Annotated in this window: 18 protein-coding genes and 1 pseudogene; 13 read left to right on the top strand and 6 right to left on the bottom strand. The window is 71.5% G+C overall.

What is annotated here, in order from left to right:
* Positions 1-12: 12 nt before the first annotated feature.
* Both ACWV17_RS15900 and ACWV17_RS15895 read right to left on the bottom strand, forming a co-directional pair.
* Positions 13-876 (bottom strand): SCO6745 family protein, encoded by an 864-nt coding sequence (locus ACWV17_RS15900; protein ID WP_455360217.1) that lies wholly within the window; start codon positions 874-876, stop codon positions 13-15.
* A 63-nt stretch (positions 877-939) separates the two neighbouring features.
* Positions 940-1,686, bottom strand: a complete 747-nt coding sequence (locus ACWV17_RS15895) for an enoyl-CoA hydratase/isomerase family protein (RefSeq protein ID WP_455360216.1) — start codon at positions 1,684-1,686, stop codon at positions 940-942.
* 75 nt (positions 1,687-1,761) lie between these two features.
* On the opposite strand from ACWV17_RS15895, the gene ACWV17_RS15890 reads away from it, so the two are divergent.
* The gene (locus ACWV17_RS15890; protein WP_455351510.1) at positions 1,762-2,406 is read left to right on the top strand and encodes an HdeD family acid-resistance protein; all 645 of its coding nucleotides are present in this window, start codon (positions 1,762-1,764) and stop codon (positions 2,404-2,406) included.
* Positions 2,407-2,519: 113 nt separating this feature from the next.
* Positions 2,520-3,023: an ATP-binding protein gene (locus tag ACWV17_RS15885; RefSeq protein ID WP_455351890.1), complete on the top strand. Its 504-nt coding sequence runs from the start codon at positions 2,520-2,522 to the stop codon at positions 3,021-3,023.
* Here the strand turns inward: ACWV17_RS15885 and idi are convergent.
* From idi to galE, 4 genes and pseudogenes are all read right to left on the bottom strand, one after another.
* Entirely contained in the window at positions 2,989-3,582 is a 594-nt protein-coding gene (gene idi / locus ACWV17_RS15880) for an isopentenyl-diphosphate Delta-isomerase (protein WP_455351509.1), read from the bottom strand. The genes ACWV17_RS15885 and idi overlap by 35 nt on opposite strands.
* 137 nt (positions 3,583-3,719) lie before the next feature.
* Positions 3,720-4,993, bottom strand: a pseudogene (locus ACWV17_RS15875) (GNAT family N-acetyltransferase).
* 196 nt (positions 4,994-5,189) lie between these two features.
* A complete protein-coding gene (locus tag ACWV17_RS15870) occupies positions 5,190-6,131 on the bottom strand; it encodes a cation diffusion facilitator family transporter (RefSeq protein WP_455360215.1) in 942 nt (313 codons plus the stop codon).
* Positions 6,132-6,299: 168 nt separating this feature from the next.
* The gene (gene galE, locus ACWV17_RS15865) at positions 6,300-7,301 is read right to left on the bottom strand and encodes a UDP-glucose 4-epimerase GalE (RefSeq protein WP_455360214.1); all 1,002 of its coding nucleotides are present in this window, start codon (positions 7,299-7,301) and stop codon (positions 6,300-6,302) included.
* A 249-nt stretch (positions 7,302-7,550) separates the two neighbouring features.
* Here galE and ACWV17_RS15860 point away from each other — a divergent pair, with 249 nt between their 5' ends.
* From ACWV17_RS15860 to ACWV17_RS15810, 11 genes are all read left to right on the top strand, one after another.
* Positions 7,551-9,362: a DUF5941 domain-containing protein gene (locus ACWV17_RS15860; RefSeq protein ID WP_455360273.1), complete on the top strand. Its 1,812-nt coding sequence runs from the start codon at positions 7,551-7,553 to the stop codon at positions 9,360-9,362.
* Complete coding sequence (locus ACWV17_RS15855) at positions 9,359-10,111, top strand: phosphocholine cytidylyltransferase family protein (RefSeq protein WP_455360213.1); 753 nt, start codon at positions 9,359-9,361, stop codon at positions 10,109-10,111. Before ACWV17_RS15860 ends, ACWV17_RS15855 begins: the two co-directional genes overlap by 4 nt.
* Positions 10,099-11,160 carry an iron-containing alcohol dehydrogenase family protein gene (locus ACWV17_RS15850; protein WP_455360212.1) on the top strand — a complete coding sequence of 354 codons (1,062 nt, stop codon included), beginning with the start codon at positions 10,099-10,101 and terminating at the stop codon, positions 11,158-11,160. Before ACWV17_RS15855 ends, ACWV17_RS15850 begins: the two co-directional genes overlap by 13 nt.
* Entirely contained in the window at positions 11,138-11,914 is a 777-nt protein-coding gene (locus ACWV17_RS15845; protein ID WP_455360211.1) for a CDP-alcohol phosphatidyltransferase family protein, read from the top strand. The genes ACWV17_RS15850 and ACWV17_RS15845 overlap by 23 nt, the downstream gene beginning before the upstream one ends.
* A 26-nt stretch (positions 11,915-11,940) precedes the next feature.
* On the top strand, positions 11,941-12,813 hold the full coding sequence (locus ACWV17_RS15840) for a glycosyltransferase family 2 protein (RefSeq protein WP_455360272.1): 873 nt from the start codon (positions 11,941-11,943) through the stop codon (positions 12,811-12,813).
* 97 nt (positions 12,814-12,910) lie between these two features.
* On the top strand, positions 12,911-13,840 hold the full coding sequence (locus ACWV17_RS15835; protein ID WP_455360210.1) for an ABC transporter permease: 930 nt from the start codon (positions 12,911-12,913) through the stop codon (positions 13,838-13,840).
* Positions 13,841-13,844: 4 nt separating this feature from the next.
* Positions 13,845-14,621: an ABC transporter ATP-binding protein gene (locus ACWV17_RS15830; RefSeq protein WP_455357271.1), complete on the top strand. Its 777-nt coding sequence runs from the start codon at positions 13,845-13,847 to the stop codon at positions 14,619-14,621.
* Between the two features lie 310 nt (positions 14,622-14,931).
* Positions 14,932-15,849: a squalene synthase HpnC gene (hpnC, locus tag ACWV17_RS15825; protein WP_455360271.1), complete on the top strand. Its 918-nt coding sequence runs from the start codon at positions 14,932-14,934 to the stop codon at positions 15,847-15,849.
* On the top strand, positions 15,846-16,793 hold the full coding sequence (gene hpnD / locus ACWV17_RS15820; protein WP_455357250.1) for a presqualene diphosphate synthase HpnD: 948 nt from the start codon (positions 15,846-15,848) through the stop codon (positions 16,791-16,793). The genes hpnC and hpnD overlap by 4 nt, the downstream gene beginning before the upstream one ends.
* Positions 16,794-16,896: 103 nt before the next feature.
* Positions 16,897-18,270, top strand: a complete 1,374-nt coding sequence (gene hpnE, locus ACWV17_RS15815; protein WP_455360209.1) for a hydroxysqualene dehydroxylase HpnE — start codon at positions 16,897-16,899, stop codon at positions 18,268-18,270.
* On the top strand, positions 18,267-19,367 hold the full coding sequence (locus ACWV17_RS15810) for a polyprenyl synthetase family protein (RefSeq protein ID WP_455357252.1): 1,101 nt from the start codon (positions 18,267-18,269) through the stop codon (positions 19,365-19,367). The genes hpnE and ACWV17_RS15810 overlap by 4 nt, the downstream gene beginning before the upstream one ends.
* The last annotated feature ends 95 nt before the right edge of the window (positions 19,368-19,462 follow it).

Here is a 19,462-nt window from a genome sequence, read left to right as displayed (position 1 = left end):
GACCCTTGCGGGTCAGCCCTTTCCGAACACGCCGTCGGGGAACGCGCCGGCGCCCAGCGCGGTCGTCACGAACGCCGTCGCCAGCTCGGTGAGCCGCTCGACGCCCGCCGCGCCCAGGTGCTCGTACGGGGCGCGGTCCAGCCGGTCCGTCTCCGCCTCGATGTCCTTGCGCAGCGCGACCCCGGCCTCGGTCAACTCGCCCTGCGCGTCGAGCAGTCCACGGTCCCGCAGCCGGCCGGCCGCGGCCTCCCACTCCGCCCGCGACCAGCCCCGGGTGGTGATGGCCCACTTGGGCGCCATGCCCCGTCCGCTCGCGGTGTGGCTGACCAGGGCCTCCACCGGGTCGAGCTCCGCATCGAGGAGCACGGCGAGGTGCCCGTCCCCGCGGTGCTCGCGCAGCAGCGTCGCGGCGTGCCAATACGCGAGTACGGACTCCTCGGGCACCGGAAGATCGGCGTGCGCGGCGTACAGCGGCCGGGCGTGCCGGGTGCAGGCCTCGGCGGCCCGCAGGGCGAGGGAGGCGGCCTCGGCCATCTCCGCCGAGGCCACGGCGTCGTCGCCGAGCAGCCGCCGCAGGGTGGCGTCGGCGGCCCGCAGCCGCGCCGCGAGGGCGGCCTCGGGGGAGGCGGTGCGCCAGACCTCCGGGACATGGCGCGCGACGAGCGCGTGGTTGAAGTTGTAGAACGTCGCCGTGACCATGCCGGCGGTGGCCGGGCCCATGGCCGCGGCCCGCCCGGCGAAGTACGCGGCGTTCTGGTCCGCCACGCCGATTCCGGCGAATTCCTTGAGGTAGTCGGGGGAGAAGTACACCGCCGCGTGGAGCGGGTTGATCACGTTGTGGCAGTGGCGGCGGGCGCGGGCCGGGAGCGAAGTCATGCCCCCCACGTTACCGACTGGTCAGTACGGGTGGAAGCCCGCAGGTCGTATGGGGGACAGAACCTAGGCGGTCCAGGTGAAGCGCGGCGCGCGGCGTTCCAGGAAGGCGGCGACACCCTCGGCGGTGTCGCCGCTGCCGCGTGCCTGCTCCGCCCAGTACGCGCTGCGCGCCGCGTCCGCCGCACCGGTCGCGAACTCCTTGGCCGCCGCCTGCGTCAGCTGCGACCGCGAGGCGAGTATCCGGCTGAACTCCGCCACCCGCTTGTCCAGTTCACCCACGGGCAGCACCTCGTCCACCAGGCCCGTGCGCAGCGCCCGCTCGGTCCCGATCAACTCGGCGGAGAACAGCAGGTACTTGGCGCCCGCCGGGCCGACCAGTGACGCGAGCCGCCGGGTCGAGCCGGCCGGATACACGATGCCGAGCTTCGCCGGCGTGACACCGAAGGACGCGCCCTCCTCCGCGAAACGCAGATCGCAGGCCGCGGCCAGCTGGCAGCCGCCGCCCACGCAGTAGCCGCGGATCGCCGCGAGCGTGGGCTTGGGGAAGGCGGCCAGGGCCTCCTCGGCCCGTACCGCGAGGGACTGCGGGTCCCCCGGCTCGCGCAGCGAGGAGATGTCCGCCCCGGCGCAGAAGGTGGATCCGGCGCCGGTCAGCACCAGGACGCGTACCGAAGCGTCGGCCGCCAGCTCCGCCAGCAGTTCCGGTAGACGGCGCCACATCGCCGCGGTCATGGCATTGCGCTTGGCGGGATGGTCGATGACGACGGTGGCGACCCCGTCGGCGACGGTGTGCTGCAGCTGCGGCTCCATGCGCCGGATGCTATCCGGAGCGGACAAACCTATGATCAAAAGGGTCCGGCAGGGGGGCGCTCCGAGGAGGCCCTCATGTCCGCTGCCACCGCCGAGGGAAAGAAGCTCAGCCGCAGTTTCGGATGGCTGGCGCTGCTCGGTGTCATCCTTGTCGTCGCCGGACTCGTCGGCCTCGTTCACACCGGGATCGCCACCCTCACCTCGATGCTGCTGTTCGGCTGGCTGCTGCTCGTCGGCGGGCTCGTCGGTCTGCTGCAGGCGGCGCAGTCCCGTGGCAGCAGCTTCTTCTGGCTCGCCGTGGTCGTGGCCGCGCTCAACATCGCGGCGGGTGTCGTCATCCTGCGCAGCCCGGAGGCGGGCGCCGAGGCGCTCACCATGTTCGCGGCGCTGCTCTTCCTGACCGGTGGGGTCTTCCGGCTGGCCGGCGGTCTGGTGGTGCGCGGCCCGCAGTTCGGCTGGACTCTGGTCCAGGGGGCGTTCGGCATCCTGCTCGGTGTGCTGGTACTGGCCGGCTGGCCGGGCAACAGCCTGTACCTCATCGGCACTTTCTTCTCGCTGGCGCTGCTGTTCGACGGGCTGGGCCTGATCGCGATCGGTGTGGGGGGCCGGCGGGTGATCGGTCTGGTCTCGCCGCCCGACGGGCGGGATGATCCCGAAAAGCCCGGAAAGGGGCCACAAGGGCATCAGGATCAGTCCGATCCCGGACACCGTCATGCGTGAACGGTCAGAAGGCGTCGATAAGGGCTGACTTCTGGTCACCGGACCGCCCGGACCCCCGCATTCCCAACACTTGAACCGTGGAAACGATCGAGTGCGGCGGCGGGGGGCGGAACATGGAAATCCGCGGGAGTGTCCCGCCCGACCAGAACCAGGACTGTGCACTGGTCACCGGGCCGCCGGCGTACGAAGGAGTCTGGCGGTTCACCGCCCCCGCGATTGAAGAATCCGTTCCGCAGGCCCGGCACGCCGTACGGGACCTGCTCAACCGGCAGCGCGTGCCGGCCCAGGACGACACCGTCCAGGGGCTGCTGCTCATCGTGTCCGAGCTGGTCACCAACTCGGTCCGGCACGCCGCCCTGCTCTCGCCGGAGGTCGCGGTCGAAGTGGCGATCGGCAGGGAGTGGGTACGGGTGGCGGTCGAGGACAACCACCCGTACCGGCCCAAGGCGCTGGAAGCCGACTTCGCGCAGACCGGCGGCCGCGGCCTGCTGCTCGTCCGCGAGATCACCTACGAGGCGGGCGGTGTCTGCGATGTCGAGCACACTGCCGGCGGCGGCAAGGTCATTTGGGCGGCTCTGCCCCTCACCAGCCCGCCGACGGCCCGGTCAGCTCCCTGATCGCCGGCCGTGCCGCGTCCAGCACGGTCATGAACCAGGCGGAGAACGGCGCCGCCCCATGACGCGCGGCCAGCTCCGCCGGGGTGACGAAGGCGGTCTCGCCGACCTCCTCCGGATCCGGCCGCAGGGCCGCCTGCGCCAGGCCGACGAACAGGTGGTTGTACTCCTGCTCCACGAGACCCGAAGCGGGGTCCGGGTGGTTGTAGCGGACCGTGCCGGCCTCGGCGAGCAGCGACGGCGAGAGGCCCAGCTCCTCGTGCGTACGACGGGCGGCCGCGGCGAACGGCGCCTCGCCCGGATACGGGTGCCCGCAGCAGGTGTTCGACCAGACGCCGGGGGAGTGGTACTTGCCGAGCGCCCGCCGCTGGATCAGCAGCCGGCCGGTCTCGTCGAAGAGGAACACGGAGAACGCCCGGTGCAGTCTGCCGGGCGCCAGGTGGGCGGAGAGCTTCTCCGCCGTGCCGATGGTGTTGCCGTCCTCGTCGACCAGTTCGAGCATGATCGCTTGTGCGGCGCCGTTCGACGAGCTGTTCGTCGCGGTGGCTGGTGTGGTCGGCATAACCATCCTTCGCTTTGGTCTTCGGCCCTCAGTCTGCCGTAAAAAAGCGGCTTGTCCGTACTTCGGCGGCGGCCCGCGCATGTCTGCCCCCGCCACGGCACACGCGGCGGGGGCAGAGCAGGACGCGGGACGCGACGTCAGACGCCGAAGGCCTCCGGGTACTGGATCGTGCCCGTCGGAACCGGCCGGGAACCGTCCAGCACCAGCGCCATCATGGCCTCGTCCGGCACCTCGAAGCCCGGCCGGATCCCGGCCTGTGAGGCCGGGGTGAAGCCGAACCTCGGGTAGTAGTCCGGATGCCCGAGCACCAGGACGAGGTGCTCCCCGCGCTCACGGGCCGCAGCCAGCACGGCCCGTACGACGGCGCTGCCCGCCCCCTGCCTCTGGTACGCCGGCAGCACGGCGACCGGGGCGAGCGCCAGGGCGGGCGCCCCCGACGACCCGATGCGGCAGCGGGTCAGCAGGGCGTACGCCGCGATCTCGCCGTCCGGCGCCTCCGCGACGTACGACAGCCCGGGCAGCCAGGCCTCCTCGTCCGCGCGCAGGGCGTCGACCAGCGCGGCCTCGTCGGCCGTCGGGAACGCGGCGGCATTGACGGCCCGTACGGCCGCGATGTCCCGCTCCGTCTCCGGCCGGGTACGCCAGGGTGCAGGTACCGCCGACTGCGCCGGCTCCGCCGGACGCGGACGTAGCCCGTGTACCCGTACTCCGAGCCGTGCTCACGCCGCATCGCGATCTCCTCGCGGGTCGCGGCGATCGCCCGGTCCATGCCGGGGGCGGCGGGATCGGCCGCCTCGGCGCGCGCGCCGAGCGGGACGTAGTACTCGTCCCAGTCGGACTCCGGCTGGGGGACCACGCCGAGGACCGTGTAGCCGGCCGCCTCGGCAGCCGCCGTGTTCTGGGCGGTGGTGCGCAGGGCGTAGTGCTGGTCCCAGAAGGCGCGGGCCTCGGCCGAGGGCTCGGCGGAGGTCCACTCGCACTCGGTGACGACCACCGCGCCGCCCGGTGCGAGCAGCCGCCTCCACGCGCGCAGTGCGGTGTCGAATCCGATGTTGTAGACGGAACTCTCCGCCCAGACGAGGTCGAAGGACCCGTCCGGGAAGGGGAGTTCGGCCATGTCGGCCTTGACGGTACGGATGGACTCGGTGAGCCCGGAGTCCTCGGCGGCCTGCCGCAGCTCGTCGAGCATGCCGGGGTCCAGGTCCACGGCGGTCACCTCGGCGCCCGCCTCCGCGGCCAGCAGCAGCGCCGACCGGCCGGGGCCGCAGCCCAGGTCCAGTACCCGCGGACGGGCGGGCAGTGGTCCCGTGAGGGAGAGGAGGCGGCGGGTGGTCGCGTCCGAACCGGGCCCCTGACGGGGAAGTCCGCGGTGCAGCGCGAAGAATGCCTCAGAGAAAGTGTTGTCGGTCAACGTGAGAAACCCTTGGGTGTGAGGGTCCCGGCCGACAAGCCCGTGGCGTCAGCCGAGTACCCGGAAGATGGGGATGAACTTCTCGTCGCTGCGCACAGCAGCAACCGCTGCGACGGTCATCAACCCACCTCCTGCTCTCACGTCATGGCAGAGACCGCATGTCTCTTGGGGATCATCCTATCAGCGCCAGGGCCGCTCAGTGGCAGAGCCTCGCCTCGTGCTCCGCGTGCCCCACCGGCTCCAGCTGGAAGGTGCAGTGCCCGACGTCGAAGTGGTCGCCGAGGCAGCCCTGGAGCTCGTGGAGTATCTTCTCGTGCCCGATCGAGTCCAGCGCGTCCTGACTCACCACCACATGCGCGGAGAGCACGGGCATACCGGAGGTGATCGTCCAGGCGTGCAGGTCGTGAACGTCCGCGACGCCGGGCAGGGCCAGCATGTGCGCCCGTACCTCCGCCATGTCGACGTCCTTGGGCGCCGCCTCCAGCAGCACGTTCAGCGTCTCCCGCAGCAGCTTCCAGGTACGCGGGACGATCATCAGGCCGATCACCAGGGACGCGATCGGGTCCGCCGCGAGCCAGCCGGTGGTCAGAATGATCAGCGCCGAGACCAGGACCGCCGCGGAGCCGAGGGCGTCCGCCATCACCTCCAGGAAGGCACCGCGCACATTGAGGCTCTCCTGCTGACCGCGCATCAGCAGCCCCAGCGAGACCATGTTCGCCAGCAGTCCGACGACGCCGAAGACGATGGTCAGCCCGCCGTGGGTCTCGGCCGGTGTGATGAACCGCTGCACCGCCTCGTAGAGGATGTAACCGCCGACGCCGAGGAGCAGCAGGCAGTTGGCGAGCGCGGCGAGGATCTCGGCCCGCGCGAAGCCGAACGTACGGCTCTCGCTGGGCGGCCGGCCCGCGAAGTGGATCGCCAGCAGCGCCATCCCGAGCCCCAGCGCGTCGGTGGCCATGTGGGCGGCGTCCGCGATGAGCGCGAGCGAGTCGGCGGCCAGCCCGCCGATGATCTCCACGACCATCACGGTCAGGGTGATGCACAGCGCGATCCGCAGCCGCCCCCTGTACGCGGCGGTCGCCGTCCCGGTGGCCGGCGGCCCCCCGTGCGTATGCCCGTGGTTGTGCCCAGCCCCCATGACGACTGCCTCCCGGCTCGGTGTGTGCGCTGTCCGTGTGTGCGGTCTGCGATCACAGTGAACTACGGCTTCGGGGTGCCGGGCAACACGATGCTGAACACCGTTGTCATGTGCTGTGACCTGCGGAAACGCCCGCAGGTCACAGCGCTCGCAGGAGGCCCGCGTGCCTCAGCGGCGGCGCGCCTCCGGGTGGCGCAGGCACCAGCCCTCCCAGGCCGACTCGACCATCTCGCGCACTCCGCGGCGGGCCGTCCAGCCCAGTTCCTTGGCGATCAGCTCGGCCGAGGCGACCGCCGTGGCGGCGTCGCCGGGGCGGCGGGATTCGACGATCGCGGGCAGGGTGATGCCGGACACCTCGACCGCCAGATCGACCAGCTCGCGCACGGACACCCCCTCGCCGCGGCCGATGTTCACCGTCAGGTCGCCCGGAGCGTCGCCCGGGCCGCCGCGCGACGACAGCCGACGCACGGCGGCGAGGTGGGCCTCGGCCAGATCACCGACGTGGATGTAGTCGCGGATGCAGGTGCCGTCCGGGGTCGGATAGTCGTCCCCGAAGATGCGCGGGGCCTCGCCGCGGGTGAGCCGGTCGAACACCATCGGAATGATGTTGAACACCCCGGTGTCCGCGAGTTCGGGCAGCTCGGCGCCCGCCACGTTGAAGTACCGCAGACACATGGTGTCGATGCCGTGCGCCAGGCCGGTGGCCCGGACCAGCCACTCCCCGGTGAGCTTTGTCTCCCCGTACGGGTTGATCGGAGCGCAGGGGGTGTCCTCGGTGATGAGTTCGACGGCGGGCGCCGGCACGCCGTACACCGCGGCGGAGGAGGAGAACACGAAACGCTTGACGCCCGCCGCGGCCACCGCTTCGAGCAGCACCGTCAGCCCGGACACGTTGTTGCGGTAGTAGTACAGCGGCCGCTCGACCGATTCCCCGACCTGCTTCTTCGCCGCGAGATGCACCACACCGCCGACCTCGTGCTCGGCCAGCGCCCGGTCGAGCAGCTCCCGGTCCAGGTAGGAGCCGCGTACCAGCGGAATCTCCGGCGGCAGCCGCTCCTCGATGCCGGTGGAGATGTCGTCGAGGACGACGACCCGCTCGCCCGCCTCCGCCATCGTCCGCGCCACATGCGCTCCGATGTAACCCGCGCCACCTGTGATCAGCCACGTCATGCAGCCACCCCCTACGGCATCCCCGCGCGGTTTGTGGGCCATCGCGTCGATCCACCATGATGATCGCGGCCCGGGCGGCCGCCCCGTCCCGGGCCCATCGGGGCGTAAACGGGTGGTGAACGCCCGCCTCCATTCATCCGATAGCCTCTGCCGACGTGCTGCCCGCCCCCGGTGAGGGCCGGGCCGGCCCCTGCACACCGCCAGGCAGGCACGCGTACCGCCGGCGCCCGTTCCAAGGAGTGAGTTCGTCTGTCGACCGCCATCCTCACCGGTCAGCCGGTACCCGGATCGCCGCTCGAAGGCGATCTGCGGTCGCTGGGTTTCGATGTACGTATCGCCTCCGGCGCCCAGGACACGGGCACCCTGCTGGCCGCGGTACCGGCCGGTGAGCGGGTCGCGGTCGTCGACGCCGGGTTCGTCGGACACGTACACGCCCTGCGCCTGGCGCTGACCGATCCCCGCTTCCCCGCCGCCGCGGTGCCCGGCGCGCTGACCGTTCAGCGCGAGGCACGCCCGGGCCTCGCCCGGGCCGTCGCGGCGACCAATCCCGCACAGCCCGCCGACTGCCTGCCCGACCGGCTCGCCGACGCCCTCGAAGCGGACGGCACCGGCGTACAGCGCCCGGAGCTCGGCTCACTCGTCGCCGCCGTCCCCACGGACCCGCAGTCCCGGCACGAGGCCCGGGCCGCTGTCGCCGCCGTGGACGACGAGGCCGTACGCCTGCGCACCGCCGTGAAGTCCCGGGACGGGTTCTTCACCACCTTCTGCGTCAGCCCGTACTCCCGCTACCTCGCCCGCTGGTGCGCCCGCCGGGGCTTCACCCCCAACCAGGTCACCACCGCCTCGCTGCTCACCGCGCTGATCGCGGCCGGCTGCGCGGCGACCGGTACCCGCGGCGGCTACATCGCCGCGGGCCTGCTGCTGCTCTTCTCCTTCGTCCTGGACTGCACCGACGGGCAGCTCGCCCGCTACTCGCTGCAGTACTCGACGATGGGCGCGTGGCTGGACGCCACCTTCGACCGCGCCAAGGAGTACGCCTTCTACGCCGGCCTCGCGCTCGGCGCGGCCCGCAACGGGGACGACGTATGGGCCCTGGCGCTCGGCGCGATGGTCCTGCAGACCTGCCGCCATGTCGTGGACTTCTCCTTCAACGAGGCGAACCGCGACGCCGTGGCCACGGGCCAGTCCGTCGGGGGGAGCCCGACCGCGGCGCTCTCGGACCGGCTCAACACCGTCGGTTGGACGGTCTGGGCCCGCCGCATGATCGTCCTGCCGATCGGTGAGCGCTGGGCGATGATCGCCGTACTGACGGCCGTGACCACCCCACGCATCGTCTTCTACGCCCTCCTCATAGGCTGCGCGTTCGCCGCCTGCTACACCACCGCCGGCCGCGTCCTGCGCTCGCTGACCAGCAAGGCCCCCAGGACGGACCGCGAGGCTCAGGCCCTGGCCGACCTGGCGGACACCGGTCCGGTCGCCGAGCTGGTGGGGAAGGCACTGGGCCTCCTCAAGGCCTACCCGCCGTTCGGTTCCCGCGCGCTGATGGCCGCCGAGGGAGCGGTTCTTCTCGTGGCCGCCGCCTGGCTCCTGCCCTTCGGCAGCCCCTGGATGATCGGCGCGGCCGTCCTCTACGCCGTCACCTCCGGCGCCGCCGTCGCACTGCCCCTCAAGGGCTCCCTCGACTGGCTCGTCCCCCCGGTCTTCCGGGCCGCCGAGTACGGCACGATCGTGCTGCTCGCCGCCCGCTCCGAGGTGAACGGAGCGCTTCCCGCGGCTTTCGGACTGGTTGCCGCGGTCGCCTACCATCACTACGACACGGTGTACCGCATCCGCGGCGGCACCGGCGCGCCCCCGCGGTGGCTGGTCCGCTCGACCGGCGGGCACGAGGGCCGGGTGCTGGTGGTGGCGGTACTCGCCGCCGTACTGCCCCGCAACACAGACTTCACCGTCGCGCTCACGGTTCTCGCCGTGGCCGTGGCGCTCGTGGTGCTCGTGGAGAGCATCCGCTTCTGGGTGTCCTCCGGAGCACCCGCCGTACATGACGAAGGAGAACCAGCATGATCGGCCTCGTACTGGCGGCCGGCGCCGGAAGGCGTCTGCGCCCCTACACCGACACGCTCCCCAAGGCCCTGGTTCCGGTCGGCCCCGACGGCCAGGAGGACAGGCTCACCGTCCTCGACCTCACCCTGGGCAACTTCGCGGAGGTCGGTCTGACCGAGGTCGCGATCGTCGTCGGCTACCGCAAGGAGGCCGTGTACGCGCGGAAGGATGCCCTCGAGGCGAAGTACGGCGTCACCCTCACCCTCATCGACAACGACAAGGCCGAGGAGTGGAACAACGCCTACTCCCTGTGGTGCGCGCGTGAGGTCCTGAAGCAGGGCGTCATCCTCGCCAACGGCGACACCGTGCACCCGGTCTCCGTCGAGAAGACCCTGCTGGCCGCCCGCGGCCAGGGGCAGAAGATCATCCTCGCCCTCGACACGGTGAAGCACCTCGCCGACGAGGAGATGAAGGTCATCACGGCCGACGGCCAGGGCGTCCGGAAGATCACCAAGCTGATGGACCCGGCCACCGCCACCGGTGAGTACATCGGCGTGACGCTGATCGAGCCCGAGGCCGCCGAGGAGCTCGCCGACGCGCTGAGGACCACCTTCGAGCGCGACCCCGACCTCTACTACGAGGACGGCTACCAGGAGCTGGTCAACCGCGGAGTGACCATCGACGTGGCCCCGATCGGCGACGTGAAGTGGGTCGAGATCGACAACCACGCCGACCTCGCCAAGGGCAGGGAGATCGCGTGCCAGTACTGACCCGCCTCATCCCGTCCCCGGTCGTCGTCGACATCAGCCGCGGCGCCATGGACGATCTGGCCCGCCTGCTGGCCGACCAGCGGATCTCCGCCTCCGGCAAGCTGTCGATCGCGATCAGCGGCGGCTCCGGCCAGGCGCTGCGCGAGAAGCTCGCGCCGGTGCTGCCCGACGCCGACTGGTACCCCGTCGCGGACGGCACGATCGACTCCGCGGTCAAGCTCGCCGACGACATAAAGGGCAAGCGGTACGACGCCGTGGTCGGACTCGGCGGCGGCAAGATCATCGATGTGGCGAAGTACGCGGCGGCCCGGGTCGGGCTGCCGATGGTGGCCGTGGCGACGAACCTCGCGCACGACGGGATCTGCTCGCCGGTGTCCAGCCTGGACAACGACAACGGCCGCGGCTCGTACGGCGTCCCGACGCCCATCGCCATGGTCATCGACCTCGACATCATCCGCGAGGCTCCCGCCCGGTTCGTCCGCTCCGGCGTCGGCGACGCGATCTCCAACATCTCTGCCATCGCCGACTGGGAGCTCTCGCACCGGATCACCGGTGAGGCCGTGGACGGCCTGGCCGCCGCCATGGCGCGGACGGCCGGCGAGTCCGTCCTGCGCCACCCCGGCGGATGCGGCGACGACGAGTTCCTCACGGTCCTCGCCGAGGCACTGGTCCTGTCCGGCATCGCGATGTCGATCAGCGGGGACAGCCGGCCCTCGTCCGGGGCCTGCCACGAGATCAGCCACGCCTTCGACCTGCTCTACCCCAAGCGGGCCGCGAGCCACGGGGAGCAGGTCGGCCTCGGCGCCGCCTTCGCGATGCACCTGCGCGGCTCGCACGAGCAGTCCGGGCTCTTCGTCGACGTACTGCGCAGGCACAGCCTGCCGGTGCGCCCCGAGGAGATCGGCTTCAGCGTGGACGAGTTCGTCGCGGCAGTCGAGTACGCACCCCAGACCCGCCCGGGCCGCTTCACCATCCTGGAACACCTCAACCTGTCAGCAGCCGAGATCAGGGACGCTTACGCCGACTATGCCAAGACCATCAGTAGCTGAACTCCGTCCGGTCGTTCACCCCGAGGGAGTGAAGGACCGGCGCAGCGGTGAGCACTGGGCCGGGCGCCTGTACATGCGAGAGATCTCGCTGCACATAGACCCGTACCTGGTGAACACCAGGATCACGCCCAACCAGCTGACGTACCTCATGGTCGTCGTGGGCGTCCTGGGCGGCGCCGCCCTGCTGATCCCCGGGCTGACCGGTGCGATCCTCGCGGTGGTCCTGTTCCAGGTCTACCTGCTGCTCGACTGTGTCGACGGCGAGGTCGCCCGCTGGCGCCAGCAGACCTCGATCACCGGCGTCTACCTGGACCGGATCGGCCACTACCTCTGCGAGGCGGCCCTGCTGGTCGGCTTCGGCGTCCGCGGCGCGGACGTCTTCGGCGGCTCGCCGAACTGGCTGTGGGCCTTCCTCGGCACGCTCGCCGCGCTCGGCGCGATCCTGATCAAGGCGGAGACGGACCTCGTCGACGTGGCGCGCTCCCGCAGCGGGCTGCCGGCCGTGAAGGACGAGGCCTCCGTGCCCCGCTCCTCCGGCCTCGCGCTGGCCCGCCGGGCCGCAGCCGCGCTGAAGTTCCACCGGCTGGTGGGCGGTATCGAGGCCTCCCTGCTGATCCTCTTCGTGGCCGTGCTGGACCTGATCAAGGGTGACCTGTTCTTCAGCCGCCTGGGTATCGCCGTCCTGGCCGGCATCGCGATCGTCCAGACGCTGCTGCACCTGGTCTCGATCCTGGCGTCGAGCAGGCTCAAGTGAGTACGGGCACGGGTACGGGCACGGGCATGAAGCTCGGCGTGGTGATCATCACCATGGGTGACCGCCCCGACGAGCTGAAGGCCCTGCTGCACTCGGTTGCCCGGCAGGAGGGCGACCCGGTCGAGGTCGTCGTGGTCGGCAACGGCGCCCCGGTGACCGACGTACCGGCAGGCGTACGCACCGTCGAGCTGCCCGAGAACCTGGGCATCCCGGGCGGCCGCAACGCGGGCATCGAGGCTTTCGGCCCCGGCGGCCGCGAGCGGGACGCCCTGCTGTTCCTGGACGACGACGGTCTGCTGGCCCACACCGACACCGCTGAGCTGTGCCGCCGGGCGTTCGAGGCGGATCCGAAGCTGGGCATCATCAGCTTCCGGATCGCCGACCCCGACACCGGGCAGACCCAGCGCCGCCATGTGCCGCGGCTGCGCGCCTCCGACCCGATGCGCTCCTCCCGCGTGACCACCTTCCTCGGCGGGGCCAATGCCGTACGCACCCGGGTGTTCGCCGAGGTCGGCGGGCTGCCGGACGAGTTCTTCTACGCCCATGAGGAAACCGACCTGGCCTGGCGGGCGCTCGACGCCGGCTGGCTGATCGACTACCGCGCCGACATGGTGCTGTTCCACCCCACGACCCCGCCCTCCCGGCACGCGGTCTACCACCGCATGGTCGCCCGGAACCGCGTCTGGCTGGCCCGCCGCAACCTGCCCGCGCCGCTGGTCCCGGTGTATCTCGGGGTGTGGCTGCTGCTGACCCTGGCCCGGCGGCCCTCGCTGCCCGCGCTGAAGGCCTGGCTGGGCGGTTTCCGGGAGGGCTGGAGTTCGCCCTGCGGGGCCCGGCGCCCGATGAAGTGGCGTACGGTATGGCGGCTGACGCGACTGGGCCGACCTCCTGTGATCTGAGAAGCTCGGTTCTGAGAGCATCGGGACTGTTCCCGGGACCGGCAGCTGTGCCCCTGCCCCAACTGGCTGCGCATCTTGAAGACGAAAGTTTCAACTTGTGAGTGAGACAACGCATGACGCTGCGGTCGCGATGAGCGACCCGCCGTCTCCGGACGCCGGCCTGTCGCCGGCGGAACTGGCCGCCAAGTACGGCCTCTCGGTGAGCGGGGCCCGGCCGGGCCTGCGCGACTACGTCCGCCAGCTCTGGGGACGGCGCCACTTCATCGCCGCCTTCGCCAGCGCGAAGACGACCGCGCAGTACAGCCAGGCCAAGCTGGGCCAGATCTGGCAGGTCATGACGCCGCTGCTGAACGCGGCCGTGTACTTCCTGATCTTCGGCCTGCTGCTCAACACCAGGCAGGGCGTCCCGGACTTCGTCCCGTTCCTGGTGACCGGTGTCTTCATCTTCACGTTCACGCAGAGCTCGGTGCTCGCCGGGACCAAGGCCATCTCGGGCAACCTTGGGCTGGTGCGGGCCCTGCACTTCCCGCGGGCCTCGCTGCCCATCGCGTTCTGCCTGATGCAGCTCCAGCAGCTCGTGCTCTCCATGGGCGTGCTGGCCGTGATCGTGCTCGCCTTCGGCGTGCCGATCGCCTTCTCCTGGTTCCTGGTCGTTCCGGCGCTCGTGCTGCAGTTCCTGTTCAACGCCGGCCTCGCGCTGATCATGGCGCGGCTCGGCAGCAAGACCCCGGACCTGGCCCAGCTGATGCCGTTCATCCTCCGGACGTGGATGTACGCGTCCGGTGTCATGTACAGCATCGAGGAGATGCTCAAGGGCAAGGACATTCCGCAGTTCATCGGCTGGATGCTCGAGGCGAACCCCGCGGCGATCTACATCGACCTGGTGCGTTTCGCCCTGATCGACACGTTCACCGCGGACCAGCTGCCCCCGCACATCTGGGCCATGGCGGTCGGCTGGGCCGTGGTCGTGGGGGTCGGCGGCTTCGTGTACTTCTGGAAGGCTGAGGAGCGCTACGGCCGTGGCTGAGGACATGAACGCCACCGCGGCGCGCACCCCCACGGTCGTCGCCGACGACGTGCACGTGGTCTACCGCGTGCAGGGCGCCGGCGGCGGCAAGGGCAGCGCCACCGCCGCACTGAGCCGGATTCTCGGCGGCGGCAAGGGCAGGTCGGGCGTGCGCGAGGTGCACGCCGTCAAGGGCGTCACCTTCACCGCGTACAAGGGTGAGGCCATCGGCCTCATCGGCACCAACGGCTCCGGCAAGTCGACGCTGCTGCGGACCATCGCGGGTCTGCTGCCGGCCGAGCGCGGCCGGGTCTTCACCCATGGGCAGCCCTCGCTGCTCGGAGTGAACGCCGCGCTGATGAGCGATCTGACGGGCGAACGCAACGTCATACTCGGCGGCCTCGCGATGGGCATGACGCGCGAGGAGATCCGCGGGCACTACCAGCAGATCGTCGATTTCTCGGGCATCAACGACAAGGGCGACTTCATCTCGCTTCCGATGCGCACCTACTCCTCGGGCATGGGCGCGCGGCTGCGCTTCTCCATCGCGGCGGCCAAGAGCCACGACGTGCTGATGATCGACGAGGCGCTGGCCACCGGCGACGCCAAGTTCCAGAAGCGCTCCGAGGCCCGCATCCGCGAACTGCGCAAGCAGGCCGGCACGGTCTTCCTGGTCAGCCACAGTCTCGGGTCGATCAGGGGGACCTGCGACCGGGTGCTGTGGCTGGAGAAGGGCGAGCTGCTGATGGACGGCCCCACCGACGAGGTCCTCGCGGCGTACCAGAAGGAGACCGGCAAGTAGCCCGGTCGCGCCTGCGCCCAAGGCCTCCGCCGGCACCCGGCGGAGGCCTTCGCCGTTCGGGTCCGACGCGTGTGCGGCCGCCGACGCGGAGGCCGCACACACGGACTTGTCATACGGAATGCACCCACGCGGGCTGCCGGGCGTTGTACAACGTAAGCTGTACTGGTGCTGATTCGCGGCAAGTGGGGCGATACCCCTCGGTTTCCCCGCTTGTCAGGGCCTTCGGGCCGGGCGCTGGTCGGGCGGAGTGGCGGCGTGTCCGAAATAGGATGTATTGGATCGGCAGTGTAGAACGGGAGATGTGACGGCAATGGGAACGTACGGCGCCCGCCCCGACGCCCACTCGCTCGCCACCCTGGACAAGGCCGCGGACGAGAACTTCCCCGTGGCGCCGTTCTATCTGCCGGCCGCCTGGCGCGCCGGCCTCATGGCCGTGTACGGATACGCCCGCCTGGTCGACGACATCGGTGACGGCGACCTCGTCCCCGGCGGCCGGGACGCCGCACTCCTCGGACTCGACCCCGCGCAGGCCGACGACCGGCTCGCCCTGCTCGACGCCTTCGAAGCCGACCTGAAACGTGTCTTCGACTCGGCCGGCACCGGACCCCGCCACCCGGTCCTGCGGACCCTGCGTCCCGTCGTACGCCGCCACGGCCTCACCCCCGAGCCGTTCCTCGGGCTGATCGAGGCCAACCGCCAGGACCAGCTCGTGAGCCGGTACGAGACCTATGAGGACCTGCTCGCGTACTGCGAGCTGTCCGCCAACCCCGTGGGCCGCCTGGTGCTCTCGGTCACCGGTTCCTGCAGCCCGGAGCGGGTCCGCCGCTCCGACGCCATCTGCACGGCGCTGCAGCTCGTCGAGCACGTCCAGGACATCGCCGAGGACCTCGGCCGCGACCGCATCTACCTGCCCGCCGAGGACATGAAGCGGTTCCATGTCCAGGAGGCCGACCTCGCAGTCCCGTCCGCCGGCGCATCGGTGCGCGCGCTGGTGGCGTTCGAAGCCGAACGCGCCCGCCTGCTGCTGAATGAAGGCACCCCGCTGGTGGGTAGCGTCCACGGCAGGCTCAGGCTGCTGCTCTCCGGATTCGTGGCCGGGGGGCGGTCCGCGCTCCACGCGGTCGCCGCTGCCGGGCACGACGTACTCCCCGGACCGCCCAAACCCACCAAACTCCGTCTGCTGCGCGAAGTGGGAGCCGTCTTGCGAAGAGCGCCGAGAGAAGGGTGAGCCGGACTGTGGAAGGACAACACGCGTCCGCGCCGGTACTCGCCGCGTACAGCTACTGCGAGGCCGTGACGGGACAGCAGGCGCGCAACTTTGCCTACGGCATCAGGCTCCTGCCGACCGACAAGCGGTATGCCATGTCCGCGCTGTACGCCTTCTCGCGTCGCGTCGACGACATCGGTGACGGACCGCTCGCCCCCGACGTCAAGCGGGCCCGGCTGGAGGAGACCCGCGGCCTGCTCGGCCGGATCCGGGCCGGCGCGATCGAGGAGGACGACACCGACCCGGTCGCGGTGGCCCTCGCGCACGCCGCCCGGCGCTTCCCGATCCCGCTCGGCGGACTCGACGAACTCATTGACGGCGTCCTGATGGACGTGCGCGGCGAGACGTACGAGACCTGGGACGACCTCAAGGTCTACTGCCGGTGTGTCGCGGGCGCCATCGGACGGCTCTCCCTCGGCGTGTTCGGTACCCAGCCGGGCGCGGCCAACGCCGAACGCGCCCCCGAGTACGCCGATACGCTCGGTCTCGCCCTCCAGCTCACCAACATCCTCCGGGACATCCGCGAGGACGCCGGCAACGGCCGTGCCTACCTGCCCTCCGACGACCTCGCCAAGTTCGGCTGCTCCGCGGGCTTCCACGGCTCCACCCCGCCCGCCGACTCCGACTTCGCCGGCCTCGTGCACTTCGAAGTGCGGCGCGCCCGGGCCCTGTTCGCCGAGGGCTACCGGCTGCTGCCCATGCTGGACCGGCGCAGCGGCGCCTGCGTCGCCGCCATGGCCGGCATCTACCGCCGGCTCCTGGACCGTATCGAGCGCGAGCCCGAGGCGGTGCTGCGCGGCCGCGTCTCGCTGCCCGGCCGGGAGAAGGCGTACGTCGCCGTCCGCGGACTCTCCGGGCTCGACACCCGGCACATCTCCCGCCAGACGGTCAGGAGGCGGATCTGATGCGCCGGTACGGCACCTCCCGGACGAACACGGCCCCATCGGGCGCAACCCCGCGTCGCGCGGCTGCGTCCCTGACTGCGACGGCCGTCCCGGGGGAGGGCGCATGAGGGGGACCAGCGCGGTGGTCGTCGGCGGCGGCCTGGCCGGAGTGACCGCCGCCCTCGCACTCGCCGACGCCGGACTCTCCGTCACGCTGCTCGAAGGCCGCCCCCGCCTGGGCGGCCTCGCGTTCTCCTTCCGTCGGGGCGAACTCACCGTCGACAACGGCCAGCACGTCTACCTGCGCTGCTGCACGGCCTACCAGTGGTTCCTGGACCGCATCGACGGGGCCGCGCTCGCGCCGCTGCAGGACCGGCTCGACGTACCCGTGCTCGACGTGGCCCACCCCACGGGCCCCCGGCTCGGGCGGCTGCGCCGCACCGCCCTGCCGGTCCCCCTGCACCTGGCCGCGAGCCTTGCCACGTACCCGCATCTGTCCCTCGCCGAGCGGGCGGGCGTCGGACGGGCCGCGCTCGCGCTCAAGGGACTCGACCCGGCCGATCCGGCCCTGGACGGCATCGACTTCGCCACCTGGCTCGGCCGGCACGGCCAGTCCCGCCGCACCGTCGAAGCACTGTGGGACCTGGTCGGCATCGCGACGCTCAACGCCACCGCGAAGGACTCCTCCCTGGGGCTCGCCGCGATGGTCTTCAAGACCGGACTGCTCTCCGCACCCGGCGCGGCGGACATCGGCTGGGCGCGCGTCCCGCTCGGCGACCTGCACGACACACTCGCCCGCAAGGCGCTCGACTCGGCCGGCGTGCGCACCGCAGTGCGCACCCGGGCCGACTCCGTCTCCCGTACCGAGGACGGCAGCTGGCAGGTCCTGGCCGGCGGTGAGCGGATCACCGCGGACACCGTCGTTCTCGCCGTACCGCAGCGCGAGGCGCACGGCCTGCTGCCGCACCGCGCGCTCGACGACCCCGACAAACTGCTCGACATCGGCACCGCCCCGATCCTCAACGTCCATGTCGTGTACGACCGCAAGGTGCTGCGCCGGCCGTTCTTCGCCGCACTAGGCACCCCGGTCCAGTGGGTCTTCGACCGTACGGAGGCGTCGGGCCTCCGGGGCGGCGGCCAGTACCTCGCGCTGTCCCAGTCGATCGCCCAGAACGAGATCGACGACCCGGTGTCCGTCCTGCGCGCGCGCTACCTCCCCGAACTGGAGCGGCTGCTGCCCGCCGCCCGGGGCGCCCGCGTACGGGACTTCTTCGTCACCCGGGAGCGGACGGCGACGTTCGCCCCCACCCCCGGTGTCGGACGGCTGCGCCCCGCGGCCCGTACCCGCGCACCCGGCCTGTACCTGGCCGGTGCGTGGACCGCCACCGGCTGGCCCGCGACCATGGAGAGCGCCGTGCGCAGCGGTATCAGCGCCGCCGACGCCGCGCTCTGTGCACTCGGCCGCCGCTATGAACATCCGATGCAGGAGGCGGCATGACCGCAAGCACAGGAACAAGAGGAGAGACCGTGAACACGGCGAATCCGGCTGTCGACACCGCGGACAGTGCGGACACCGTCGCGCTTCTGGAGCGCGGCCGCACCCTGTCCACCCCGGTGCTTCGTGCGGCCGTGGACCGGCTCGCGCCCCCCATGGACACCGTCGCCGCTTACCACTTCGGGTGGATCGACGCCCACGGCCGGCCGGCCGACGGCGACGGCGGCAAGGCGGTACGCCCGGCGCTCGCCCTGCTGTCCGCCGAGGCGGCCGGCGCCGCGCCCGAGGTCGGCCTCCCCGGCGCGGTCGCGGTCGAGCTCGTGCACAACTTCTCCCTGCTGCACGACGACCTGATGGACGGCGACGAGCAGCGCCGCCACCGCGACACGGTGTGGAAGGTGCACGGCCCCGCCCAGGCGATCCTGGTCGGTGACGCGCTCTTCGCGCTCGCCAACGAGATCCTGCTGGAGCTCGGTACGGCCGAGGCGGCCCGCGCCACCCGCCGGCTCACCACCGCCAGCCGCAAGCTCATCGACGGCCAGGCCCAGGACATCTCCTACGAGCACCGGGAGCGGGTCACCGTCGAGGAGTGCCTGGAGATGGAGGGCAACAAGACGGGCGCGCTGCTCGCGTGCGCCGTCTCCATCGGGGCGGTGCTCGGCGGCGCAGACGACCGTACCGCCGACACCCTGGAGGCGTACGGCTACCACCTCGGCCTCGCCTTCCAGGCCGTCGACGACCTGCTCGGCATCTGGGGCGACCCGGAGGCCACCGGCAAGCAGACCTGGAGCGACCTGCGCCAGCGCAAGAAGTCCCTGCCGGTCGTCGCTGCGCTCGCGGCCGGCGGTCCCGCGTCCGAGCGGCTGGGCGAACTGCTCGCCGCCGACGCGAAGAGCAACGACTTCGACAGCTTCTCCGAGGAGGAGTTCGCCATCAGGGCCGCGCTGATCGAGGAGGCGGGCGGCCGCGAGTGGACCGCCCAGGAGGCGCGCCGCCAGCACGCGGTGGCCATCGAGGCGCTCGGCCGCGTCGACATGCCGGAACGGGTCCGCGCGCAGCTCACGGCGCTGGCCGACTTCGTGGTCGTACGAAAGAGATGATCACCATCACCTCCATATAGCGCGCAGTCGCCGGCCGGTGCCCCTGACCGGGCGCCGGCCGACGGCGGACCCCAGCACAGCAGAGGACTTCACGA

This window comes from Streptomyces mabaensis (assembly GCF_053763515.1).
The sequence above is the reverse complement of the archived record's forward strand: the minus strand, read 5'-3'. Positions and strand labels throughout refer to the sequence as shown.